A 24,316-nucleotide genomic window follows, 5' to 3' on the forward strand; every position below is an offset into this window, starting at 1 on the left:
CTGGAGGAGGTTAGAATATGACACTTGATTTCAGCGTCGTCGCGGATGCCTGGCCCTCGCTGGTCTATGGGACACTGGGAACGCTATTCCTGGCCGTCGTTGGCATGACCCTCGCCACCATCATCGGTGTCGTGGGGGTTGCAATCTTGCGGACTCATAGGGTGATCCCATCCTTTGTGGTCACGACCTTTGTTGAGGTGATCCGCAACACGCCGTTTCTGGTACAGATTTACTTCATCTTCTTTGCATTGCCTCTTGCGGGTGTACGGCTCAATCCCACACTGACGGCCATTCTTGCCCTCGGGTTGAATGGTGGTGCCTATGCCATTGAGATTATCCGTGGCGGGGTCGAAAGCATTCCGAAAGGTCAGACGGAAGCGGGACTGGCGCTCGGCCTTCACCGGCACGAAGTGTTCCGTATGATCGTTCTGAAACCAGCGTTGCGCGCGATATATCCATCACTGTCGAGCCAGTTCATCCTGCTCACGCTCACGACCGCAATTTGCACGTCGATCTCCGCCTATGAGTTGACGTCAGCGGGACAGCGCATCGAGGCGGAAACATTCCGCAGCTTTGAAACCTATTTCACGCTGACCGGCATTTATCTCGTGATCTCGCTGGTGACTATGTGGTCCCTTGCCGCCATCGGGCGACGTGCATTCAGCTATCCGCAGCGTTGAGGAGGACGACTTATGGGACTGCAAGAATTCACCTATCTGCTGCAAGGTCTCGGCTGGACGCTCATACTGACCGCTATGGCGTTTGCTGGCGGTATTGTCTCCGGCATCATCATCGCTCTGATGCGGGTATCGAAGCTCAAATGGGTTCGGGCTCTCGCAATCGGCTGGATAGGTCTCTTTCAGGGCACGCCTTTGCTGATGCAGCTCTTTGTTGCCTATTTCGGCTTGCCCCTTCTTGGTTTCGATCTCCCGGCATGGGCGGCGGTGGGCATAGCCCTCGCCGCGCACGCTTCGGCCTTTCTGGGTGAAATCTGGCGTGGCGCGATTGAAGCCGTTCCGAAAGGGCAGACTGAAGCGGCGGATGCGCTTGGACTGCATCGCTACAGCCTGATGGTCGACGTCATCATGCCGCAAGCGTTTAAACTATCGTTGCCGGCCACCGTTGGCTTTCTTGTTCAGCTTCTGAAGGGCACGTCGCTTGCCGCGATTGTTGGCTTCATTGAACTGACCCGCGCCGGTTCGATTATCTCCAATCAGATCTACCGACCGCTTCTTGTGTTCGGTGTTGTAGGGGCGATGTACTTCGCCATGTGCTGGCCGCTCTCCTTGTGGGGCAGGCGTATTGAACGACGCATGGCCGCCGGCCTCTCCAGATAAGAAAGGGAACTTCTCATGACAACTGATAAAAAGTCAGATGCGCCACCGATGATCATGATGCGCGACGTGGAGAAGTGGTATGGCAACTTCTATGCGCTGAAAAAGGTCTCCCTGACGGTCGCAAAGGGAGAGAAGATCGTTCTGTGTGGTCCATCGGGGTCCGGCAAATCCACCCTGATCCGTTGCATCAACCGATTGGAAGCGAGCCAGGGCGGCGAGATCGTCGTTGCCGGTCACGCGGTCAAGGAAGACCAGAAAGCCATTGATGCGGTGCGCCGTGAAGTTGGTATGGTCTTTCAGCAGTTCAACCTGTTTCCACATAAGACCGTATTGGAGAACTGCATTCTGGCGCCGATGCGGGTGCGCAAAATTTCGCGGGACGAAGCGGAAGCGACGGCACGAAAATATCTCGACCGGGTGCGTATCGGTGATCAGGCCGAAAAATATCCCGCGCAGCTTTCCGGTGGACAGCAACAGCGCGTTGCTATTGCGCGGGCGCTATGCATGGAGCCCAAGGCCATGCTTTTCGATGAGCCGACTTCGGCGCTAGATCCCGAAATGGTCAAGGAAGTCCTTGATACGATGGTATCGCTTGCCCGCGATGGCATGACGATGATCTGCGTGACGCATGAAATGGGCTTCGCTCGTCAGGTTGCGGACCGGGTCATCTTCATGGCGGACGGAGAGATTCTCGAAGAGAATGATCCCGAAACATTCTTTCGAGCGCCGGCGCATCCCCGCACACGAACCTTCCTCGGTGAGATACTACAGCACCACTAATCAACCAAATTCAGAAGCGCGTTAAATCTCCCGCTTTGACAAGCGGGAGATTGCTGCGAATGCAGGGTCGTTCTTGTGACCCTAACCTGCTTTTGCGAAACGCCGGGAGATAGCCTCCGCGGCATCGATAATTGAATCTGTATCGATACCAAAATGCGCATAGAGATCAGCGATGGTTCCCGTCTGGCCGAAATGTTCAACGCCCAGCGATGTGGTCGCGTTGCCATGAACGGAGCCCAACCATCCGAGCGTTGCAGGGTGTCCGTCCGTGACAGTGATGAAATGCGCATGTGAAGGAACGGGGGCCAGAAGCCGTTCAATATGGCTCACGGCCTCGCCAAATCCGTGGCGCCGCGCCCGTTGAGCCGCTGTCCAGCCCGCATTCAGGCGATCTGCCGAGGTGACGGCGAGCACGGCAACGTCTCTTTGTGTCTCTGCAAGGCGGCCTGCAGCCGTCAGAACTTCGGGCGCCACACAACCCTGATAGGCCAAAACGAGGCGCGTGTTCGGTCGGGGTTCACGCAGCCAGTAAGCGCCGTCGATGACACCCTGACGGAATGCTGGATCTTCCCGCCGCGTGATCTGCTCGATTGGTCGTGTCGTCAGGCGCAGATAAATCGATCCGCCGGCTTCGTCGCGCAACCAGGTTCGGGGATCGTGTTTTGCATGCCCCTCTCGCTGCATGTAGTCGAAAGACCAGTCCATGATGACGGAAAGTTCGTCAAGGAATGCCGGTTCGAAACTGGCAAGGCCATCCTGGCTCATGCCGATCAGTTGCTGACCGATGGACTGATGCGCTCCGCCCTCCGGTGCGAGGGTGACGCCGGAAGGTGTGCCCACAATCATGAACCGGGCGTCCTGATAACAGGCATAGTTCAAGGCATCGAGGCCCCGCGCAACGAAGGGATCGTAGACGGTGCCGATTGGGATCAGCCGCTCCCCGAAAAGCGAATGAGACAGGCCTGCCGCGCCGAGAAGCAGGAACAGGTTCATCTCGGCAATTCCTAGTTCTATATGCTGCCCGCCTGGTCCAAAGGACCATTTTTGAACCGACGGCACCTTTTCCTGCTGGAAAGTATCCGCCAGGGTCTGGCGTGCAAACAGCCCGCGCCTATTGACCCAGGGACCGAGATTGGTTGAAACCGTCACATCGGGTGCCGTGGTGACAATGCGGCGCGCCAGATCGTCGTCTTTCCGACCGATCGCATCCAGTATCTTGCCGAAACCGGCTTGCGTCGAAAGCTCGCGATCATCAAGGAATACCGGACCTTCCGTGCGAACCGGTTTGGCGCTGTACCGCCGTTTGCCATTGGCAAAGAACGGAACGGTTTTGAGGAATTTTTTGACTTCGGCTGAATCCGGGATAGCGCCGAATTCCTCCCATTCCTTTCCTGCGGGCACACCGACGCGTCGCTGCAACTCTTCCATTTGGGCTTTGGTCATAAGCCCGGCATGATTGTCCTTATGACCGGCGAGCGGCGTGCTCCATCCTTTGATCGTATAAGCAAGAAAAACGGTTGGCCGGTCGTGATCGATGTCTTCAAACGTCTGCACGAGGCTTTCGACACAATGGCCACCGAGATTGTTCATGAGATCGGAAAGTTCTTCGTCGGAACGGCTCTCGATCAACCGGCTCACGTCGCCTTGATCGCCAATCTCATCGTTCAGACGCCGCCGCCATGCTGCGCCACCCTGAAACGCCAGCGCCGAATAGAGCTGGTTCGGGCAATTGTCGATCCATGCTCGCAGCTTCTCACCACCGGGCTCCTTGAACGCTGCTTGCTGGAGTATCCCGTGCTTGAGCACTTTGACATCCCAGCCGAACGCAGTGAAGATGCCTTCGATCCGCTGCCACAGGTTCTCACGCACCACACCGTCCAGACTTTGGCGGTTGTAGTCGATGATCCACCAAGTGTTGCGGAGATCGTGCTTCCAGCCCTCCTGAAGACATTCATAGATGTTGCCTTCATCGAGTTCGGCGTCGCCGACGAGCGCGATCATGCGGCCCTTCGGAATATCGGTCGCAAAAGGCTTCGCTGCCAGAAAATCCTGTACAATCGAGGCAAAGGCAGTGATCGCCACGCCGAGCCCAACGGAGCCGGTCGAGAAATCGACGTCGTCAATATCCTTTGTGCGGCTCGGATAAGACTGTGCCCCGCCAAACCCGCGAAAATTGATAAGGTTTTCGCGGGTTTGATTGCCCATTAGATATTGGATGGCGTGAAAGACCGGCGATGCGTGCGGTTTGACAGCAATCCGGTCCTCTGGCTTCAAAACGTGGAAATACAATGCCGTCATAATCGACACCATAGAGGCGCACGACGCTTGATGACCGCCAACTTTAACCTCGCCTTTTTCGCGGAGATGATTGGCGTTATGGATCATCCAGCAGGCGTGCCACAGGATTTGGCGTTCCAAATCCTTCAGGTTTTTCGTGAGCGGCGCGACCTTGGTCGATGGCATTGCTTATTCCTCCCTGGGAAGAGCTGTGTTCCGGTGCGAAATCAGCCTATGCGCGGAAGCTTACCGCTTCTCGCGTTTTGTTCAAAGGTCTGACGACGCCCGGCAACAATTGGTTGAGTTTCGCCTATTTCCCCATAAGAATGGAGGCAAGGCTTTCGCCTTTCGAAAGGCGTTGATGTATAGCAGTTTCGCGCTCAACGACGGCATTCGCCGCAGTGACAAGTTCATCGGCCTCGCCGGGCGGCGTTACCATGATGCCGTCTGCGTCAGCGGTAATAAGATCGCCGTTGCGAACAACGGCGCCACCAACCACCACATCAACGCCAACCTCCACCGTTATCTCTTTCGAGACCGGACCCGCAGGCGTAATGTTCTTGTACCATGTTGGTGGTGCAACATTCGCCAGACCCGCCGTATCGCGGATGGGTCCATTGATCACGACGCCGCTGACCCCGATTGCCGCCAACCGATGGGCAACCAGATCGCCCATGGGCACGCCGCCAATATCGGTCTGCACTTCAACGACAACCACAGCACCCTTGGGTGCATTATCATAGGCCTGCAAAAACTGAAGTCTGTTTGAAGGGTCGCTGTTCTTGGCCCGGCGCATTCTGATCGTATAGGCCACACCAATCGCACGATCCGTTGGGCGAAGTGCTTTCAATGTGTCGATGGTCCTGTGACGGATGGAAAAGCCACCATGAAGATGTTCCGTAACATCCCAAATAGTTGAACTGCCGACGCCATCCGCCGCCGGTGAAAAATTCGTCTCGTTCGACATGAAATTACCTTTCTGCATCCCGATCAAGGGGTTATCTCGTCGTCCAAATTCAGCACCTTCAACAAACTTTCGTTGTTTTCCAGGGCTGCATGAACCAATGCTTCTTTGGCTGTAATCGTATCCGCTTGGCTGACCAGTGCTTCATAGTGCGTACCGGGGAAGACAAACACGCCGTCGCGATCGATCGATATGATCGATCCGGGCTCCACCAAAGCCGCGCCCAGTTGCAGCGCAACCTGGACTTCAACCTCTGTTTCAGCCAGTTCGAGACCCGACGCGACCGCATTTCGATACCAGATTGGCGGGCCGAACTGGATGAGCCCGTCAATGTCGCGCACCGGACCTTCAACAACCACGCCAGCGACGTTCAGCTTTTTCAGCCGATGCGCGATGATATCGCCAACAACCGCACCCCCAAGATCATCCACGAGTTGAATGAAGACAATGCTGTCGGCGGGCGCGGCATCGTAAGCCGCCAGTGTTCGGGCGGCATTTGCTCTCGATGGCTGTGATGATCGTCGAAGTCTTATTGTGTAGGCTCTTCCTGTTGCTTTATCGTCCTTGCGCAGCGCAACGAGACCATCAAGGATCATCTGCCTTGGCGTCCACGGGCCCAGCACCCGTTCGGATGCGTTGGCAAGCACGGGCGTGGAGAATTGATAATTCGCTTTTTCCATTGCCTCTCCTGTCTGCTTGAATGATTGTTGGTACAGGCCAGACTATTCGAGCAGCCATTCATTAAAGCGATCCGAAATCGCGTCTCGGTTGGCGGACCAGAAGTCGCTGTTGATTTCCACGGCGTCTTTGGAGTTTTCCGGGCTGCTGGCGAGAAGCTTTGCTCTGTCGGGTGGGATCAAGGCGAAGGCGTCGGGATTGGTGGGAGCGATTGCGACCTGGGACGCAACGCCCGCCTGCTGCTTCGCCTGAAGGCTGAACTTGATGAACTCCCGGCAGGCGTCCACGTTTGGCGATCCTTTGAGTATCGTAAACATGTCCACACCGAAAATGTTGTTTTGCCAGCTTAGTCCCAGCGGAGCGCCGTCGCCGATGGCTGCTACGGGGAAGTTTACCCATACTGGAACCATATTCACGTCTCCATTGACGATGAGTTCGGTTGCCTGCACCGGTGTTGTCCACCAGTTCGAAATATGGGGCTTAATTCGGTTGAGCGACTTAAAGGCGCGGTCAATATCGAGGGGATATAGCTGCTCTCCGGGAACGCCGTCGGCCATCAGCGCAATCTCGAGCGTTTCCACGGGGTTTTTGCGCATGGCGCGCGGTCCTGGAAACTGTTCGACATTGAAAAAGTCTGCCCAGTTTTTAGGCGCCGTCTGATATTTATCAGTTCGATAGGTAATCGGTGTCGCATAAATGCCGTGTCCCACGGCGAAGTCATTGCGGTAGGCTTTGGGTATCATGGCGATAGCCGGATCATCACTCAGGCCATGCGGTTCGAGATAATCGCCATCCTTGATCAGCTGAATTATGGTTGAGCGCGAAAACGATGCCGCCATATCCCATGTTTTGGCGCCGGACTCCACGATGGCCTTGACCTGACTGACCGGCTCGTTCGTCGAGGTGGCTGGAACCACCTTGATGCCGGTCGCCGCCTCAAAAGGATCGTAATAGGACTTTTGCATTGCTATGGCGGTCGGGCCGCCGGGCGTCCGTATGACTATCTGCCTGGTTTGTGCAAATGCTGAACGGGCTATCATCGGTGCGGCAAGTGCGATCCCTGCACCTGTTGCGGTCGCTTTCAAAAGGCTGCGCCTTGAGATCATCATCTTGTTCATAGTTCCCTCCTTGTTTTTCTATGAGTGAGTAGCGTCGTCAGTTACGAGATTGCAGTTTGAGACCTATCAGTGTCATCACAGCCACAAACAGAAGCATCAACGTTGAAAGCGCTGCGAGTGTCGGGGTGGCGATATTCATCGCGTCGTCCCACATCTGTTTTGGAAGTGTGGTGGTTAAGCCACCGGTGACGAAAAGGGCGATGGTGAGCTCATCAAACGATGTGATCATTGCAAAGCTGAACGCCGAAAACAGACCGCCGCTCAAAAGAGGCAGAGTAACGCGCCGTAACGTTTGCGACTTGCGTGCGCCAAGGCTCCATGCGGCCTGCTCATAGCGCGGGTCGAAGTGCTTTTGCACGGCAATGATTGTGATGACCACATAAGGTATCGCCAGAATTGCGTGGCCGATAATCAGCCCGATATAAGTCCCGACCAGACCGATCTGCGCGTAGAGATAGAACAGTGCGACGGCGAGAACCATACGTGGCATGATCAGAGGCGAGAGAATGATCGCCAGGATCAAGGTCTTGGCAGGCAGTTTCTGGCGCGCAATAGCGAAAGCTGCGGGCGTTCCGATAATGACGGCCAGGGTTGCTGAAGCCAGAGCGACAATCAAAGACCGTATTGCCGCCTGAGTCCAGATTTGTGAGGACAGGATGGCCTCATACCAGCGGAGACTGAAGCCTTCCGGCGGCCAGGTCATGCGGCTGCCCGCGGTGAAGGAAACCGGCATCATGACGAGAACCGGAAAAATCAGGAACAAAAGTGTCAACCCGATAACGAGATAACGGGCGAGGTTTCCGACATTCTGCATGTGAGAACCAGCCAGGCGGTTCACGCCATTATAAAGAGTGTCCGAGACAAGCGAAGCAATCTTCATCAATCGCCGACTGATCGACCCCATAGACCGACCGGACTTGCCCTGATCCGTTGTGCCGGCGAGGGCGGATAGACCAATCAGATGATCATAAATCCAGAAGACCAGCAGAGCCGACAAGAGCAGCAGGAGCGATAGTGCCCCGGCAAAAGGCCAGTTCAAATATTCCTGAATTTGCTCGATGATGAGCTGGGTCAGCATCGTCTGAAGTCTGCCACCCAGAAACGCTGGTACGATGAAGAACCCAAGAGACGTGATGAAGACGAGAAGCGCAGCGGCGGTCACGCCGGGGAACGATAGTGGGAAGTAGATTTGCCAGAATACGCTGCCCGGCTTGCCACCCAACACCATGGCCGCCTTTGAGAGATTGTGATCAATGGATTGAAACACCGGCAACATGGTCAGGATGCAAAGGGGCACCATCGCATGCGTCATGCCGATCACGACAGCGGTGGGCGTATAGAGAAAGCCGACCGGTTCGCTGACGAGGCCGAGCGACGCCAATATCTGGCTAAGCAGCCCATTCTTGCTCAGGATCACCATCCAGCCGAAGGTCTTGATCAGAAAGCTTGCCCAGAACGAAAGCATGATGACGAAAAGAAGCAGGTTCTTTTGGCGTCGTGGTAATTTCGCTGCAAAATAGGTGATCGGGTAGCTGAGGATAAGGGTAAAGATCGTTGTCAGTGCAGCTACTTGGAACGTGGTGCCCAGCACGCGGAGATATACCGGTGACGATAACAGACGCGCATAATGGCTGAGGCTCCAATTGCCTCCATCCCGGAAGCTCATCTCCAGGAGCCGGGCGACCGGCAAGATGGCAATGACAATTAGAATAACGAGCGCTGGTGTGATCTTACCCCATTTTGCAGCAAGCAAAGAGAGGTTGAACGGTTGGAGATTACCCCTGACGGCTTTGACGTTCATCGCGATCTCCCCGGCGCGTTTGGTAGAACGACTGCGCTGTCGGGCGACCATACGGCCATCAGTCTTTGCCCGGCCATTGGCTGACCGTTTGGTCCCGACGTGAGTTCCAATGTCGCCATTTCAGCGCCGGTCGGATCGGAGACATAATGCCGTGTAAAGCTGCCCACGAAGATCGATTGCTTTACCGTTACGGGGATAGCGTTCCAGTTCTGCGGCGCGTCGGCGGACAGCTTGAGGCGTTCTGGTCGAACCATCATTCTGGCTTTGTCGCCAACACTTAAAGTTGGTCCATATCCGCGCAGTATTGTTTGCCGGTCAAAACTGGCCGCGAGGTGCACATAGTCACCATTCCGGCTCACGACCTCGCCATCGATGAAGTTTGAATCGCCCAGGAAATCCGCGGCGAACACCGTTTTTGGCCTGAAATAGAGTTCAGACGGGGTATCCAGCTGTTCTATCCTGCCGTGATTCATCAGGCAGATCCGGTCTGACATGGTCAGGGCTTCGCCCTGGTCATGCGTGACGTAAAGGATCGTTGTCTTGTGGGTGAGGTGGATATTCTTGATTTCGAGTTGCAGCTGATCGCGCAGATTTTTGTCGAGCGCACCCAACGGCTCATCCATCAGGATAATATGCGGTTTGAATACGAAAGCGCGAGCCAAGGCGATGCGTTGTTGTTGACCGCCGGAAAGGTCGCGCGGACGTCTATGCGCGGTGTGTTCCAACTGCACCATCTGCAAGACGTTTGTGACTTCGCGCTTGATCACATCAGGAGGCGCGTTTCTCATCCGCAAAGGAAAGGCGACATTCTCGAAGACGCTCATATGGGGAAAAAGCGCATAGTTCTGGAACACCATTCCGATGCCGCGCTCCCATGGCGGCGCGTTGGTGGTACGGCGACCGTCGATCCAGAGGTCGCCGGTGTCGGAATTCAGCAAACCAGCCACCATCATTAAAAGTGTCGTCTTGCCTGATCCCGACGGGCCGAGAAGGGTCATAAACTCCCCTGCTTTCAACTCAAGATCAGTTGGGTGGAGTGCGGTGAAGGAACCATAAGTCTTGCTGAGGTCTTTCACCGCCAGTTTGATATCAGCGCTGCTTGTGGTCGAGTTCACGTTTAGCTTGTTCAACATGGCTGCAATCTCACTCCCCGGGATTTGCGGCATTCGCCAGCGTTGCGCCCAGAACTTCCCGATCATGCCGGATTTGCTTGCCCATCAGAGCGAGATCGGAGCCTATAGCGATGATTTTGAAGCCCTGTTCTATCCGCTTCCTGGTGTCATCTGGACCAATGGCATAAATACCGGCAGTTACCCCATGCGCCTTGGCTCGGGACAGGACATGCTCGATCGCTGCTGCAGTATCGGCTGTATCCCATTGTCCGAGATGACCAAGACTGGACGACAGGTCACCGGGGCCGATGAAGAAATGGTCGAGGCCCGGTATACTCAAGATGTCATCGATCGCAGAAACCGCATCCTTGTGTTCGATCATGGGCATAAGGATAAGCTCGTCATTGGCCGAGGCGATATATTCGTCCACGCCCAGTCCCCACTTCTGCGCCCTTTCCCCTCCGAGGCCACGGCTTCCTCTGGGTGGATAAAGCATATAATCCATGGCCCGAAGGATATCGTCCGAAGAGCGGACGAGTGGCAGGACGATCCCGTCGACGCCCAGATCCAGGCAACGCGCAATTGCATCCACCGATATGGAAGGGACACGCACGAAAACGGCAACTTCCGTTCCCTTGGCGGCGCGAACATGGTTGGCGACATCGGCATAAGAGGTTGCGCCATGCTCCATATCAACGCAGACCCAGTCCAGATTAAGTTCCGCCGCAAACTCTGTTACGGCGGGGTTCGACAAGGTGATCCAGAGACCTTGTGTGAATTCACCGCGTTGGAGTTTCGCCCGCAGCGGATTTCGATAGTTGGCTCTGGAGTGTTCTGCTCCCGATTTGCTTTCGAATAGCTGTGACATCTGTTCCCCTATTTTTTGTATTCTTTTTACGCTGCGAGCAGATGTCCCAGCCGATAATTGGCGCGTGTCAGAACCTCGGGGTTCACGACGCCTTCAACCGGCAAACCATCAAGCGCGTCAATGACCGACTTGGCGATCGTTTCGGAGCAACGGCTACGCGCCTCGTTGGTGTCTCCGGCAAAGTGGGGGCTTAAAACAATCTTTTCATGGGTCGTGACAGGGTCGTTCAACGGAACGGGTTCCGGATTGAAGACATCAAGACCTGCACCAAACAGATGACCTGAATCAAGTGCAGCAAGCAGTGCCGATTGGTCCATCGTTCCACCACGCGAAGCATTGATAAAGGTAGCACCTTTCTTCATGAGAGAGAATGTGTGTTCATTCATGATGAGGCGCGTTGTGGGATTGAGCGGCGTATGAATAGTGACAAAATCCGCCTGCCTCAGTCCGTCCTCCAGGCTGACTTTCTCAACGCCCTTTTTGGCCAGTTCGTCGGCTGTATAGGCGGGATCATGGCCCAGCACACGCATATTGAACGCGGCTTTGCATTTACGGGCCATTTCACCACCGATACGCCCGACACCGATGATGAAAACCGTCTTTCCTTCCAGTTCCGTTGGCAGATGGTTATTACGGTAGTAAACGAATTTGCCATCCTTCACGGCTTGGTGGCCGGGCATAATCTTTTTAGCCACGGACATCAGAAGCGCCAGCGCATGTTCGGATGTGGACTTGTAGTTGACCCACGGTGTATGCAGAACCAGAATGCCCTGATCCGTGGCGGCTTCGATATCGATAGTATCTGTTCCAACACCGTGCATGCCGACAACACAAAGGCTTGGGCATTGCTCGAAAATCGTGCGGGTTGCATCCTCCACGCGCACGATCAGCGCCTGCGCCTGTGCTTCCTGGATCGTTTGGATCAAAGTCTTTTCATTGCCGTCTGAAGCAAGCGTCACACGCGCCCGGCTCTTGAGATAATCAACGCCCACCGGCAGAATGGTTGGATCGATGAGTGCCACACACTTGGTCATTATTCTTGATCCTCGATATGTTAGAAGAGAACGTTCGGATTCATGATGCCTTCGGGATCAAATACCGATTTGATGCCTCGCATAAGCGCGAGTTGGGTGTCATCAAGATAAGAGTGGAGACGCGCGCGATTGGAGCGGCCAATTCCGTGTTCGGCGCTTATCGAACCTGCGAGCGAAATCGCGACTTCGTCGATTGTTGCGTTAACGGCGGCAGCCAGCGCGTCGACGGCGGCTTTGTCGGTCTTTAGCTCACGTGGCAGGATGACGACGGCATGGATGTTTCCGTCTCCGACATGTCCCACAAACACTACCTTCGCTTCAGGAAACCTTTCACCGATGTGCTTTTGAACGTCAGTTACAAAATGCGGGACGCGGGAAACGGGGACAGAGGTGTCGTGAGAAAAGGTGAGGCCAGCATTCACATTGGCTTCGGTGACGGAATGCCGGATTTCCCAAATCAGCTCGGCCTTGGCGTCGCTATTGGCCAGAATGGCTTCATCAACGATCTTCGCCTCCATGGCTTCATAAAGTATGGAGGCCAGCAATTCGTCGAGCTCCGCCTTTGGGTCAGGGTCGGTGAGCTCGATAATTGTTATCCATGCATGCTGTTCGGCCAGGGGATTTTGTAGCCCCTTCGGGAGGTTCATTACGAGGTCGTATTGGCCGGAAGATAGAACCTCAAAATTGGTCAACCTGTCCCCCACCGCCATCTGAAATTTGTGAAGCAGGTCCAGAATCTGATCAATATCGGCAAGGCCGACCATCGCGACTGAACTTTTGGCGGGTTTGGCGACGAGTTTGAGCACCGCACCGGTTACGATTCCAATCGTTCCCTCAGAACCGATGAAAAGATGTTTGAGCGCGAAGCCGGTATTATCTTTTCTAAGTCCCTTCATTGCGTCAACGATGCGTCCGTCAGGGAGCACCGCCTCGATGCCGAGGACCAGGTCGCGCATCGGGCCATAGCGCAGCACCGAGGTGCCGCCCGCATTGGTGGCAATATTGCCGCCAATCTGGCATGTGCCTTCGCTTCCCAGCGATATCGGGAAAAGCCGCTCCACTTCCGTTGCCGCGGCTTGTATGGATGAGAGCGTGCAGCCAGCATCGACGGCAATAGTATTGTTCGCCGGATCGAGGTGACGCACCTTGTTCATTCGGCCAAGCGCGACGACGATGGACGCTCGATTTTTCAAAAGCGGGGTTGCGCCACCGCACATTCCCGTATTGCCGCCCTGCGGTATGACAGCCACTTTCTCCCGACTGCAAAGCGCGACTATCTTCGAAACCTCCTCCGTCGTCGCCGGGCGGACAACGGCCATGGTGGTTCCTTCGTAACGGCGTCGCGCATCGATCACATAGGCAGCCAGATCGTCCCTGTCCGTCAGGACGTTGTTGCTGCCCACGATTTCTCGAAGTTTGGAAAGAAACGTTTCTTCCGCTGAGCCGTCCATCTTTGTTCCCTTTTTGAGAAGTAGCGATAATCGCTACTAAAGTGCGTTATATGAATTAATGGTACATTTATCGCCATTCGAGTCAATACATTTAATATCGGTTTGACAGCGGCAGCTGCACAATGAGATAGAGAGACGATTGATTACGAACGAATTTTGCGTTGAGCCGCCTCTGAAAAAAATTGAGAAGAAGTGGCCCAGCCTTCATGAAAGCAAGAAGCCATGAGTGAACCAGAAGAGAACTCGCGTCTGCTAAGCACCTCGCTGCAACGAGGCTTGAGAATTCTGGAAGCTTTTGAGTACGGCCATCAAACTTTAGGCTTGACCGAACTGGTATCCATGACCGGCATAGAGAAGACGGCTGTACAGCGGTTCACAAGAACCCTTGTGGCTTCCGGCTTATTGATCAAAGATCCAACGACACGGCGCTATTCTCCGGGGCCTGGCCTCGTGAGGATGGGGTCTATCTATCTGCGGGGAAATCAGTTCATTGAAAGAGCCACCCCGCATATTCTGGCCTGCAATCATCGTCTGGGTAAAACGGTGAATATGGGCGTTCTGGACCGTGGCCAGATTACTGTGGTGATAAGGGCGTCAGGCCATGAAGTGGTGTCGCCCAACGTGGCGTTGGGTTCCAGCTTCCCATGGCATATCTCGGCAATCGGTCAGGCGATTGTTGCGTTTCTTCCAGAGGAGGAAGCGGAGAAGTTGATCGATGAAGTGAGATTTGTCCCCTATGCAAGCGGCTCTCTTTTAACCAGGGAAGATATCGTTGCCCGGCTGCACAAGGTTCGTAGCGAGCGCATTGCAACGACGCATCACGAAATTTTCGAAGGGGATATTTCCGTCGCGGCGCCTGTATTCGACGCCTCCATGCGTGTGGTGGCGGCTGTCAATATCAACCTTGTTCGCCCGGGTGGGACGCTCAGTGCCGACGAACAGGAAGCGCTCGCCAAGACGGTTTCAAACGTCGCAGGCTCCATTTCGGTGCGCGAGCCTTGGAACGATGATTTCAGAACGCGGATGCGTGATGGCCGGTGATAAGGGTTACCGATCCGTTTCTATTGCCAGATCGTCTATAAGGGCTTCACGCTTTGCAAGCGCGTGTATCGCCTGATCGCCAAGCGCGCGCGCGACGAGATTGAGTAGTCCTTCGCAGAAGACGATATACGCACCCATGCTGTTGCTGAAGAAGCTGCTGTTATGGGGAATGAAGAACGCATGTTTCGAAGGCACGACGAGTGGTGACGCACGGGTGTCGGTGATAGCGATCACATCAATGCCGTGCTTTGCCGCCACCTTCGCTACATCTGCAACATTGCGTGTATAGGGCGCGCAACTGGCAACGACAATGACATCGCCCTGTGAGAGTTGGGCAATGCTCTCGGCTTCCCCAAGGCGTGGCGCATCCAGCAACGCCACATCACTGCGGATCATCGACAAACCATAGGTCAGAAAACTCGCAAAAGCATGAAATTGCCTGACACCGTGAACGCGAATGCGTCCGGCACGGGCAAGCATCGCAGCCGCTTCGCGCAACTGGGTATTGTCCAATTGCGAGAGGAACCCATCGATATTCGCCTTGGATTCTGCTGAAATTATCTCGACGACGTGCAGTTCTTCGTCAGGTTCGGATTTAACGGACATAAGTTTACCGGCCTGTCGGCTGTAAAAATATTGTTCGTCGTCGGCGATGGCCTCACGAAAAATGCTCTGTAAGTCAGCAAAGCCACCATAGCCCAGTCGCTGTGCAAGCCGGGTCAATGTCGATGCATTGATACCAAGAATCTCGGCAAGCTCAGAGATTGAGCGCACGGCAGTTTGTTCCGGCACATCGACAAGGCGCGAGAGCACATCCAGGGATTTGCCGCCTAAGGATGGTCCCGCCGCGCCGCGCCGAATATCGACTGTCAGCGCACGCAGCTGTTCCAGCGTCTGTGGACGTAAGAAATCAGTCGATGCGCTGCCACCGGTCATCCATGAACCTCATTGAGGGCTGAGCGCATCGCTGCGAAAACGAAAGCGCGAAGAAGATTCGAGATTATCATAAACTGCGCATTCAACACTATCGGCGCCAATCACAAAGTTTGCTGTGGCCAGTGTGTTTTCATTGTCGGGGTCATCCGGCTGCATGCGATAGATCGGCAGTGCCGTCCGTTGTGTGTCGCGCAAAATGGTCAAAGGATCAGCAGATATCGTTCCGCAAAGGGCGAGCATTTCATCGCCACGTTCCTGTCGCGAGAGCGACGAACCCGTCACGACCTGCTTTTCAGCGATCATAGTATCATGGATCAGATGATTGGCATGGCAAGACTGTTTGGCCACCGGAATGACCGATACATCGCCATGGGTGAATTCGACGCTGAGGATTTCAGGCTCGCCGGGCCGGGCGAGCGTCAGGTGGAAGGCGCCCGAGCGCGGCGAAGCGCGCAAGAGATTGATGGCTTCGTCCAGTGATGTGCAATCGAGCAGAGCGCGGGTCAGCACCATGCGCGGAAGCCCGTTGCCGCTCTGGCGGGAGCGGATATTGTTCACGGTCATCACAAGCCCGGCGTCGTTGAGTGCAAATGTGTGGCCCGGAATGGAGGCGGGGTAAACAAATGCGCTGAAAGCGCGGCCCTGATCCGGCTGGACGGTTGCAATCGCGCAGCCCGTCCGAAGTCCGGGGTCACCATCCTCATTATGAGCGACCCCCTGTTGCGAGCCGGGTGTCTGCACGGTCGTGCAACCGTCCGGACTTAAAGCCCATACATCACCACGGCAGTTCCAAGCAAAAACACTCTCGAAAGGAAGGTCCAGGCCGTCAGCCAGCCCGGTTAGCTCGTCAAGGTAGTTTGGAAAATGCTTTTCCGTCAGCGCAAGCGCCGTTTGTACACGCTCGCTGTCCCTGAACCCGGTAACGACGGCCCAGGCGTGGGTGCGGATCAGATGCCGGTGCGCTGCGGCGGCACCATGCTGCCCCAGCGCCTTTCCGATTTCGAAAGGCGTGCCAGTGACTGCGATTGCCGAAAGCCGATTGGAGACATTAATGGACATGTTGAAGGAACTCGCGCAGGCGGGGATTTTCGGGATTATCGAGCAATTCGGCAGGGCTTCCATCGACCGTGATCTTGCCACCCTCCATGAAGATCAGTCTGGTGCCCACTTGCCGGGCGAAGGCAATCTCATGCGTAACGACAATCATGGTCATGCCCTCTTCGGCAAGCGATTGCATGACCTTAAGCACCTCCTGACGCAGTTCGGGATCGAGCGCCGAGGTGGGTTCGTCGAAGAGCATGAGCTTGGGCTTCACGGCCAAGGCGCGCGCAATGGCGACACGCTGTTGCTGTCCACCGGACAATTCCGACGGATAATGTCCACCGCGATCTCCCAAGCCTACTTTGACCAGCAAGGCCTGTGCTTGCTCGATTGCTTCGGCTTTCGAAACACCGCGCACGCGGCGCGGACCGAACGCCACGTTCTCGAGTGCAGTCATCTGAGGAAACAGGTTGAACTGCTGAAACACCATACCGGCTTCCTGACGGATCAGGCGCACGCGCGAGCGTCCATCGCGGACGCTGATCTTGTCCACAATCAGGTCACCCGCATCGATTTCTTCCAGTGCATTGATGCAGCGCAAAAGCGTGGATTTGCCTGAACCGGAGGGACCGATCAGAACAACCACCTCACCGGCATTGATGCTGAGATCGACATCCTTGAGAACGGTGATGTGGCCGAAAGTCTTTGTAACGTTCTTGAACTCGACGATGCTCATAGGATGCGCATCCTTTTTTCGGTGAAGCGGAGAGCAAGGGTCAGAACGCCCGTCATGATGAGATACAATATCGCCACTGCGGTCCAGATTTCGACGGCGCGAAAGTTGGAAGCCATGATCTCCTGACCCTGCCGGGTCAATTCCCCAACGCCGATTACGATGAATAGCGAGGTGTCCTTGAGGCTGACGATGAACTGGTTGCCAAGCGGTGGGATCATGCGGCGGAAAGCGATGGGACCAATGACATAGGCCAACACTTTCCACATCGGCAGGCCAAGGGCGAGCCCCGCTTCTTTCAAGCCCTTGCTGACTGAAAGCAATGTGCCGCGAACGATTTCGGCAATATAGGCGCCAGCATTGACGACGATTGCAGTCACGGCCGCAGTCATCGGGTTCACACGAATATCCGCGACCATCGGCAATGCGAAATAAATGAACATCACCTGCACGACGATGGGAGTACCGCGAATAATCTCGATATAGATAAAGGCGATGGCGTTCAGCAGCCAGTTGCCATAGGCCCGCATGAAGCCGGTAATTGTTCCAAGAATGGTGCCGCCGACAAGGCCGGCAAGAGCAATCAGGATGGTCAGGCGCGCGCCGCCCAAAAGGGCGGGCATTGCATCCACGACCACCGACCAGTCAAACTGCATTGGTGTACTCCCATAGGATGCGCGTCGGTAAGCCCGACGCGCGAAGACCGTTTAATGACGGATCAAAGTTTTGGCTCGGTGCCGAACCATTTCTTGTATATAGCGGTGTAGCTTCCGTCCTGCTTCAGCTTGGCGAGCGATGCATTGACCTTGGCGACGAGATCGCTGCCCTTGGGAAACGCAATGCCGTATTGCTGAGCCATCATCTGTTCGCCCACAGCCTTTACCTTACCGTTGCCCGCGGTGTTGATGTAGTAGAGGATGTTCGGCGTATCGTGCATGGCTGCATCCACGCGGCCCGTCTGCAATTCCATATAGGCGTTGTCGACGTTCGGGAACTGACGCAATTCAGTGTCCTTGAAGTTCGCTTTGGCATAGTCGGCGGCAGAGGTTCCGGTCTTGATCGCCACCGTCTTGCCTTTCAGGTCCTGCGCGCCCGTGATTGCGCTGTCTGCAGGCACCATCAGCAAAAATCCGCTATCATAATATCCGTCGGAGAAATCGATGACCTGCTTGCGCTCATCCTTGATGGTTATACCGGCAAGACCAACATCGACCTGTTTGGTCTGAAGTGCGGGAATAATGCCGTTGAAGTCCATCGGCTGGAGCTTGTAGGTAACGCCGAGATCCTTGGCGATGGCATCCCACAGGTCGATGTCGAACCCGACATATTTGTCGCCCTGCTTGAACTCGAAGGGCACGAAGGCGGTATCGGTCGCAACGACGAGGTCTTCGGCCTTTGCAGTGCCGATGGAGATGGCGGCGATAACAGCGCCCAGCAACAGATGACGAATACGCGTTTTCATGGATGTGTTCCCTTTATCGTTGGTTGCGTTGAAGGTTGATCCCTCTCTGCTGTATGCAAATATAGAATGCTTTTTTATATTTGTCGCAATGAAAATTTGCGCGAAGTGACCGTGAAAATTGTTCAGAATGCCGATTTATTCGTCATATCAATCGGTTGGAGCCTGTGTGATTTGCGGACCAAGGTGAGGTCTACAGCTTTCGCTGGGGGATCGTGCTTGCGTAAATGTTCAAGGATTGCAGATAACGGTCGGCATTGGTCAGCGCCTCGACGGATTGAGGACGATTGCGATTGGCCAGAAGGCCGCACAGCACTTCCGAAACGGCAAGCGCTGGCGTCAACGTATGAAAGAATGTCTGGCTCTCGGTTGAAACCAGTACGCTTTGAGTGGCAATCGCAACGAGCGGCGAAACTTCGCTATCTGTGATCGCGACAATCGGCATGCCCTTTTGTCTGGCGATTTCAGCAAGTTCCAATGTCTGCAATGCATAAGGGTTTATTGAAATGGCAAAAAGAACGTCCTCGGAGCCTGCATGCATCAGTGCATCGCCGCCGGTTCCCGCCGGGCCATCGAGATGCACTGTCTTGTCGCCCAACAATGACATGACATAATGAAAATGCCACGCAACGGAATGGCAGGACCGAAGTCCCAGCACATAGACACGACGGGCTTCCAAGAGATGGTCGGCCACTGCGCTCAACTGGTTGAGCGACTGGGGTTCACAAAGACGCGCAAGCTGGGCCGACAGGCCCTGAAGCATATTGCGGGCGAGGTCGTTGGTGTCACCACCCGGCGTATCGACATTATATTGCAGGGCGCGGGCGGCAAAGCCATCGGCGCTGATTCGAATTGCCTGCGCATGATGGGATCGGATTTCTTCATAGCTGTCCAAGCCGAGAAACTTGGTCAAACGGGTGATCGTGGAAGGCTGGACGCCTGCATTGCGCGCAAGCTCTCGCATGGACACAAGGGCGACATCTTGTGGATGGGCCAGAATGTATCGGGCGGCTTGCTGTAACTGATGTGACATTTCGTCAAAGCGAGCAATGATGCGCGCCCGTAATGGGTCGGTATGCAACATTTGTATCGTCTTTCGTCGGATGAGTTTCAATCGAATTTGGCGGTCTTACGTAAAAAGTCAAATAATTTCGCAACTTATGGGGTTAAAGCGCCCTACTGGTCCGTGATCACAACGTTTCGCCGCTGCTTAAATAATACGTTTGTGCCCACAATTTACACTATAAAACATATGTTGCAATGTGAGGAAAAGCCTGCAACAAATGTATCGAAACGTAGGTCGATGAACTTTTCAAGGCAATCGAGAGAAACATGACACGAATTCTCCACCGTTCGATCAATGCCAATTTACCGCGAGCCGTGGGCGGGCAGGGTATCTATATCACGGACAGTGAAGGGCGCAGTTACATCGATGGATCGGGCGGGGCGGCTGTCAGCTGTCTTGGTCATGGCAATGCAGACGTTGCAGCTGCGATGAAGGCGCAGATTGATCGTATCAGCTACGCGCATACATCGTTCTTCACGACCGACGCAGCGGAATCGCTCGCCGAACGCCTCGTCACCATGACCCCGGACGGATTGGACCATGTCTATCTGGTATCCGGCGGGTCTGAGGCAGTCGAGGCCGCTCTGAAAATGGCGCGCCAGTATTTCGTCGAAATCGGCCAGCCGCAACGCCGCCACATCATCGCGCGCCGTCAGAGCTATCACGGCAACACCATTGGCGCGCTTGCGACGGGTGGTAACGCCTGGCGCCGTGCACAGTTTCAGCCCATCCTCCCGGAGACCCATCACGTATCGCCCTGCTATTCCTATCGCGATCAAACGGCGCAGGAAGACGGCACTGATTATGCGACGCGTCTTGCCGCTGAACTTGAAGCCAAGATCATTGAACTGGGCGCCGATGAAGTCATCGCTTTCGTCGCCGAACCGGTTGTGGGCGCTACGCTTGGCGCGGTTGGGCCGGTCGCCGATTATTTCAAGAAAATCCGCGCTGTCTGCGACAAATACGGTGTTCTCCTGATTTTGGACGAAGTCATGTGTGGCATGGGTCGCACCGGAACGCTTTTTGCCTTCGAACAGGAAGGCATCGTTCCTGATCTGGTCACAATCGCGAAGGGGCTCGGTGGTGGTTATCAGCCCATCGGCGCGGTTGTTCTCTCGGCGCGGATCTATCGCGCATTTGCAGACGGTTCCGGTCTGTTCCAGCACGGTCATACCTATATCGGTCATCCGGTTGCAGCAGCTGCCGCCGATAAGGTCGTGGAAATCCTGACTGGCACCGACATTCTCGACAATGTTGTCCGCATGGGGGAACGCCTCCAGTCGGGTCTTGAGGCCGCTCTTGGGCAGAATGCGCATGTCGGTGATATTCGCGGACGCGGGCTTTTCCGCGGCATCGAGATCGTGGCTGATAGGGATTCCAAGACGCCATTCGATCCGGCAAAGAAGTTGCATGCACGGATCAAGCGGGAAGCGATGCAGCGGGGTCTCCTTTGCTATCCAATGGGCGGCACAATTGACGGTGTTCGCGGCGATCATGTTCTGCTCGCGCCGCCCTATATCATTCAGCCTGAAGAAGTCGACCTGATTGTCGATCGGGTGTCGTCTGCAATTGAAGCTGCAATACGGGGCTGACGATGTCGCATCGCATCGCCTTTGCCTCCGCTGTGCACAACATTATCGCGCCCGCGACTGGTACTGACCGCGTTCCAGAGCTCTACGCGAAGACGCTCCTGCTGTTGAAAAGAACGAGATTATAGAGACACCGCAATGACCAAGACACCATGCCCACCGCTCAAAGACGCCGACTGGCCCGCAGCTATCGAAGATCTTCGGTCCGGCTTCGCCGGCGCCTTGAACGTTTATCGTACGATGGCGCATCACCCGGATCTCGTTCGGGCCTGGGCGCCGTTGCGCCAGCATATCGTGAAGGACAGCGCGCTCGGTCTGGAGCGTTCGGAACTGGTTATTCTGCGCTCGGCGCACCGCATGGGGTCGGCTTACGAATGGGCGCACCATGTGAGCCGCGCTCGTGCGCTTGGAATGTCGGATGAGCGCATCGCAGCCATGCGTTCCACACCGGAAGGCGAAGATGGGCTGATTGCGGAAGCCGTCGACTGCCTTTTCGACAAAAGACGGTTGCCACTCGATCTCGAAAAACGGTTAGCCGCTCGCATTGGGAGAGCCGCCGTTTTCGACTTGATCGCTACGGTCGGCTTCTATTCTGTTCTTGGTTACATCCTGATGACATATGAAACGCCCATCGATGAATCTGTCACCAGGGAAATGGAGATTTCTCCACTTTAGTCAGATAGTTAAATACGGTGTTATGGATGCCTCGATGATCAGCCAGATGAAGGCTCTGGAGGATCGAAGCCGGAAAAGCAATTCATCCAGTGAATCAATTGCCCGGCGGAGCAACCGTCGCCTGAAGAAGATGTATGCGGAGATTAGCATGCAGGCGGAACTGCTCAAAGAGGCTCTTGGAAAAAAGTGACGCGGCCATCTTAACGCCGGGAGATGGCCGGGAAAGCAGTGGCGTTGCGAGGGGTGAGCGTTGCGCTTGCCTGCCACATCTTCGAGGTCAGCGAGACATGTTATCGTTACAGCGCCAGGCTGAACGACGAGAACGCGCAGATTGCCGATCTCCTGATCGGACCGACGCGGGCAAAGAAGACCTGGGGCTTCGGTCTGTGTTTCCTTTATCTGCGCAATGTCCGGGGGCATCACTGGAACCATAAACGCGTGAGCTTGAATTGAACTTCAGGACCAAGCCGCGCAAGCGGTTGACGCGGGACAAGCCCGATGCTCTGACCGTGCCAGATGCGCCGAACATGGTCTGGTCCATGGATTTCATAGCCGACCGGCTGGAGGATGGAAGGCAATTCCGGCTGCTGAACGTCCTGGACGACTTCAACCGCGAAGGAGAGGTGGCTCGGAAGATTTGAACAGCTAGGATAAGTGGAATTTCTGCCTGACATCGGCTTAGATGCGGAGAACAGGAGATACCATGACGAGACGACCACGCCGGAACCACAGCCCGGCTTTCAAGGCCAAGGTGGCGCTTGCCGCGATCAGAGGCGAGCAGACGCTGGTGGAATTATCCCAGCAGTTCGACGTGCATACCAATCAGATCAAGCAGTGGAAAGAACAGCTTCTTGAGGGAGCGACAGGCGTTTTCGGCGATGAAACCAAGGCCGAACTTGCGGGGCCTACCGTCGGCGTCAAAACGCTTCACGCCAAGATCGGCGAGCTAACACTGGAGAATGATGCTTCGCTTGGGGCTTACGCGGCCCCACTGGGGCCACGGTCCCCGCTACGATAACCGGAGCGCTCGGCAAGGCGGGATTGCTGGGCGGAAAGAAATGATTGACCGCAATCACGAGCTATCCGTCGTGCGCCAGGCGAAGCTTCTCGGCTTCAGTCGTGGCAGTGTCTATTATTCTCCGCGCCCAGTGCCGAACGTCGATCTGGCTTTGACGCGCCGGATCGACGAATTGCATCTCGATTACCCGTTTGCCGGAAGTCGGATGGTGCAAGGGCTTTTGAGGGGAGAAGGGCTGGAGGTTGGGCGATTGCACGTCGCCGCGCTCATGAAGAAGATGGGTATCGAGGCGATCTACCATGGCCCGAACACGTCGAAACCAGCGCCAGGGCACAAGGTCTATCCCTACCTCCTGCGCAAGCTGGCGGTTACCAGACCCAATCAGGTCTGTTGGTGTGGACGGCTCCCAACGGCATCGCGATGTGCCAGAATGAGTTCGTTGAAAGCTCAATCGAGGGAGACCGTCCTTGGAACAGATTATTCGAATAGGTATAGATACGTCAAAGAGTGTTTTCCAGTTGCATGGCGTGAACGCAGCCGAGCAGCCAATTCCTTCGTAAGAAGCTTTCACGTAGAGAGATGGTGAGATTCTTCGAGAAAGCGTCGCCGACTACTATTGCACTCGAAGCTTGTGGTGGATCTCATCATTGGGCAAGGCATTAAGCTCATTCGGCCATGAGGTGAAGCTGATCGCGCCTCAATTGGCGAAGCCCTATGTTAACCGTGGCAAGAAAGACGCTGCGGATGCGGAAGCTTTATGCGAGGCGATGAGCCGGCCTACCATGCGTTTCGTGCCGGTGAAAACTGCCGACCAGCAAGCGGCATTGATGCTTATCGGCATGCGAGAGAGTCTCATTCGCAATCGGACGCAGCTCGCTAATACCATTCGAGGTTTTGCTATGGAGTTCGAGACCGCCGCTGCCACCGGCATGTGCCGCATTGAGCCTTTGTTAGAGCGAATAGCGGTTGATCCATCATTACCTGAACTGGCCCGCGCGCTTTTTGCCATGCATGGCGATGAATATCAAGATTTGCTTGCGGAAACGAAAGCTGTCGAGGAAAGGCTTACCACATTACATCGCTCGGATGAATGCAGCATCCGGCTAGCCGAAATACCAGGTGTCGGACCGATTGGCGCATCGCTGTTGATGATGAAGACTCCCGATCCCAAGATGTTTAAGTCAGGTCGCGATTTCGCCGCTTGGATAGGTCTTACACCTAGTGGATTGAATTTGACGTTTGAATCCCGGCTGACACATACGCTGTTTCAAACGTCAAATTCGAAAAATCCACTAGATACATATAGTTGCTAGTGGTCTTTTTGATTCCAACATTTGC

General features: G+C 55.2%; 21 protein-coding genes and 3 pseudogenes. 9 read left to right on the top strand and 15 right to left on the bottom strand.

Annotation, left to right across the window (positions count from 1 at the left end; all coding sequences use genetic code 11):
* Window positions 1-17: 17 nt before the first annotated feature.
* The 3 genes from FIC94_RS18860 to FIC94_RS18870 are packed head-to-tail and all read left to right on the top strand — an operon-like array spanning window position 18 to window position 2,117.
* The gene (locus FIC94_RS18860; protein WP_140026023.1) at window positions 18-680 is read left to right on the top strand and encodes an amino acid ABC transporter permease; all 663 of its coding nucleotides are present in this window, start codon (window positions 18-20) and stop codon (window positions 678-680) included.
* 12 nt (window positions 681-692) lie between these two features.
* Window positions 693-1,337, top strand: a complete 645-nt coding sequence (locus FIC94_RS18865) for an amino acid ABC transporter permease (protein WP_140026024.1) — start codon at window positions 693-695, stop codon at window positions 1,335-1,337.
* 15 nt (window positions 1,338-1,352) lie between these two features.
* Complete coding sequence (locus tag FIC94_RS18870; protein ID WP_140026025.1) at window positions 1,353-2,117, top strand: amino acid ABC transporter ATP-binding protein; 765 nt, start codon at window positions 1,353-1,355, stop codon at window positions 2,115-2,117.
* 81 nt (window positions 2,118-2,198) lie between these two features.
* Here FIC94_RS18870 and FIC94_RS18875 read toward each other — a convergent pair whose 3' ends face one another.
* The 9 genes from FIC94_RS18875 to FIC94_RS18915 form a co-directional block, all read right to left on the bottom strand.
* On the bottom strand, window positions 2,199-4,580 hold the full coding sequence (locus FIC94_RS18875) for a thiamine pyrophosphate-binding protein (protein WP_140026026.1): 2,382 nt from the start codon (window positions 4,578-4,580) through the stop codon (window positions 2,199-2,201).
* A gap of 124 nt (window positions 4,581-4,704) precedes the next feature.
* Window positions 4,705-5,361, bottom strand: coding sequence for an RraA family protein (locus FIC94_RS18880; protein ID WP_180918059.1), 657 nt, complete (start codon window positions 5,359-5,361; stop codon window positions 4,705-4,707).
* Between the two features lie 23 nt (window positions 5,362-5,384).
* Entirely contained in the window at window positions 5,385-6,038 is a 654-nt protein-coding gene (locus tag FIC94_RS18885; protein WP_140026028.1) for an RraA family protein, read from the bottom strand.
* Window positions 6,039-6,080: 42 nt separating this feature from the next.
* Complete coding sequence (locus FIC94_RS18890) at window positions 6,081-7,154, bottom strand: extracellular solute-binding protein (RefSeq protein WP_140026029.1); 1,074 nt, start codon at window positions 7,152-7,154, stop codon at window positions 6,081-6,083.
* A gap of 37 nt (window positions 7,155-7,191) precedes the next feature.
* A complete protein-coding gene (locus tag FIC94_RS18895; protein WP_180918060.1) occupies window positions 7,192-8,955 on the bottom strand; it encodes an ABC transporter permease subunit in 1,764 nt (587 codons plus the stop codon).
* The gene (locus FIC94_RS18900) at window positions 8,952-10,154 is read right to left on the bottom strand and encodes an ABC transporter ATP-binding protein (RefSeq protein WP_235892068.1); all 1,203 of its coding nucleotides are present in this window, start codon (window positions 10,152-10,154) and stop codon (window positions 8,952-8,954) included. The genes FIC94_RS18895 and FIC94_RS18900 overlap by 4 nt, the downstream gene beginning before the upstream one ends.
* On the bottom strand, window positions 10,099-10,935 hold the full coding sequence (locus FIC94_RS18905; protein ID WP_140026031.1) for an HpcH/HpaI aldolase family protein: 837 nt from the start codon (window positions 10,933-10,935) through the stop codon (window positions 10,099-10,101). The genes FIC94_RS18900 and FIC94_RS18905 overlap by 56 nt, the downstream gene beginning before the upstream one ends.
* Window positions 10,936-10,961: 26 nt before the next feature.
* Entirely contained in the window at window positions 10,962-11,969 is a 1,008-nt protein-coding gene (locus FIC94_RS18910) for a hydroxyacid dehydrogenase (RefSeq protein WP_140026032.1), read from the bottom strand.
* Window positions 11,970-11,989: 20 nt separating this feature from the next.
* Window positions 11,990-13,420, bottom strand: coding sequence for an FAD-binding oxidoreductase (locus FIC94_RS18915; RefSeq protein WP_140026033.1), 1,431 nt, complete (start codon window positions 13,418-13,420; stop codon window positions 11,990-11,992).
* 222 nt (window positions 13,421-13,642) lie between these two features.
* On the opposite strand from FIC94_RS18915, the gene FIC94_RS18920 reads away from it, so the two are divergent.
* Window positions 13,643-14,461 carry an IclR family transcriptional regulator gene (locus FIC94_RS18920; protein ID WP_140026034.1) on the top strand — a complete coding sequence of 273 codons (819 nt, stop codon included), beginning with the start codon at window positions 13,643-13,645 and terminating at the stop codon, window positions 14,459-14,461.
* Between the two features lie 6 nt (window positions 14,462-14,467).
* Here FIC94_RS18920 and FIC94_RS18925 read toward each other — a convergent pair whose 3' ends face one another.
* From FIC94_RS18925 to FIC94_RS18950, 6 genes are all read right to left on the bottom strand, one after another.
* Window positions 14,468-15,397, bottom strand: coding sequence for a MurR/RpiR family transcriptional regulator (locus FIC94_RS18925; RefSeq protein WP_140026035.1), 930 nt, complete (start codon window positions 15,395-15,397; stop codon window positions 14,468-14,470).
* Between the two features lie 9 nt (window positions 15,398-15,406).
* Window positions 15,407-16,456, bottom strand: a complete 1,050-nt coding sequence (locus FIC94_RS18930; RefSeq protein WP_140026036.1) for a C45 family autoproteolytic acyltransferase/hydrolase — start codon at window positions 16,454-16,456, stop codon at window positions 15,407-15,409.
* Window positions 16,446-17,174, bottom strand: a complete 729-nt coding sequence (glnQ, locus tag FIC94_RS18935; RefSeq protein ID WP_140026037.1) for a glutamine ABC transporter ATP-binding protein GlnQ — start codon at window positions 17,172-17,174, stop codon at window positions 16,446-16,448. Before glnQ ends, FIC94_RS18930 begins: the two co-directional genes overlap by 11 nt.
* The gene (gene glnP, locus FIC94_RS18940) at window positions 17,171-17,827 is read right to left on the bottom strand and encodes a glutamine ABC transporter permease GlnP (protein WP_140026038.1); all 657 of its coding nucleotides are present in this window, start codon (window positions 17,825-17,827) and stop codon (window positions 17,171-17,173) included. The genes glnQ and glnP overlap by 4 nt, the downstream gene beginning before the upstream one ends.
* Window positions 17,828-17,889: 62 nt before the next feature.
* The gene (gene glnH / locus FIC94_RS18945) at window positions 17,890-18,633 is read right to left on the bottom strand and encodes a glutamine ABC transporter substrate-binding protein GlnH (RefSeq protein WP_140026039.1); all 744 of its coding nucleotides are present in this window, start codon (window positions 18,631-18,633) and stop codon (window positions 17,890-17,892) included.
* Window positions 18,634-18,823: 190 nt separating this feature from the next.
* Window positions 18,824-19,714 (bottom strand): MurR/RpiR family transcriptional regulator, encoded by an 891-nt coding sequence (locus FIC94_RS18950; RefSeq protein WP_140026040.1) that lies wholly within the window; start codon window positions 19,712-19,714, stop codon window positions 18,824-18,826.
* Between the two features lie 248 nt (window positions 19,715-19,962).
* Here FIC94_RS18950 and FIC94_RS18955 point away from each other — a divergent pair, with 248 nt between their 5' ends.
* From FIC94_RS18955 to FIC94_RS18975, 5 genes and pseudogenes are all read left to right on the top strand, one after another.
* Window positions 19,963-21,288, top strand: a complete 1,326-nt coding sequence (locus FIC94_RS18955; RefSeq protein WP_140026041.1) for an aspartate aminotransferase family protein — start codon at window positions 19,963-19,965, stop codon at window positions 21,286-21,288.
* A 135-nt stretch (window positions 21,289-21,423) separates the two neighbouring features.
* Window positions 21,424-21,960: a carboxymuconolactone decarboxylase family protein gene (locus tag FIC94_RS18960; protein ID WP_140026042.1), complete on the top strand. Its 537-nt coding sequence runs from the start codon at window positions 21,424-21,426 to the stop codon at window positions 21,958-21,960.
* Window positions 21,938-22,580, top strand: a pseudogene (locus FIC94_RS18965) (transposase family protein); the annotation flags it as partial. The gene FIC94_RS18960 and the pseudogene FIC94_RS18965, both read left to right, overlap by 23 nt.
* An 83-nt stretch (window positions 22,581-22,663) precedes the next feature.
* A pseudogene (locus FIC94_RS18970) lies at window positions 22,664-23,366 on the top strand (IS3 family transposase); the annotation flags it as partial.
* Between the two features lie 79 nt (window positions 23,367-23,445).
* Window positions 23,446-24,198 (top strand): annotated as a pseudogene (locus FIC94_RS18975) (IS110 family RNA-guided transposase); the annotation flags it as partial.
* Window positions 24,199-24,316 lie beyond the last annotated feature (118 nt).

This window comes from Ochrobactrum teleogrylli, assembly GCF_006376685.1.
In the GTDB taxonomy this organism is placed as follows: Bacteria; Pseudomonadota; Alphaproteobacteria; order Rhizobiales; family Rhizobiaceae; genus Brucella; species Brucella teleogrylli.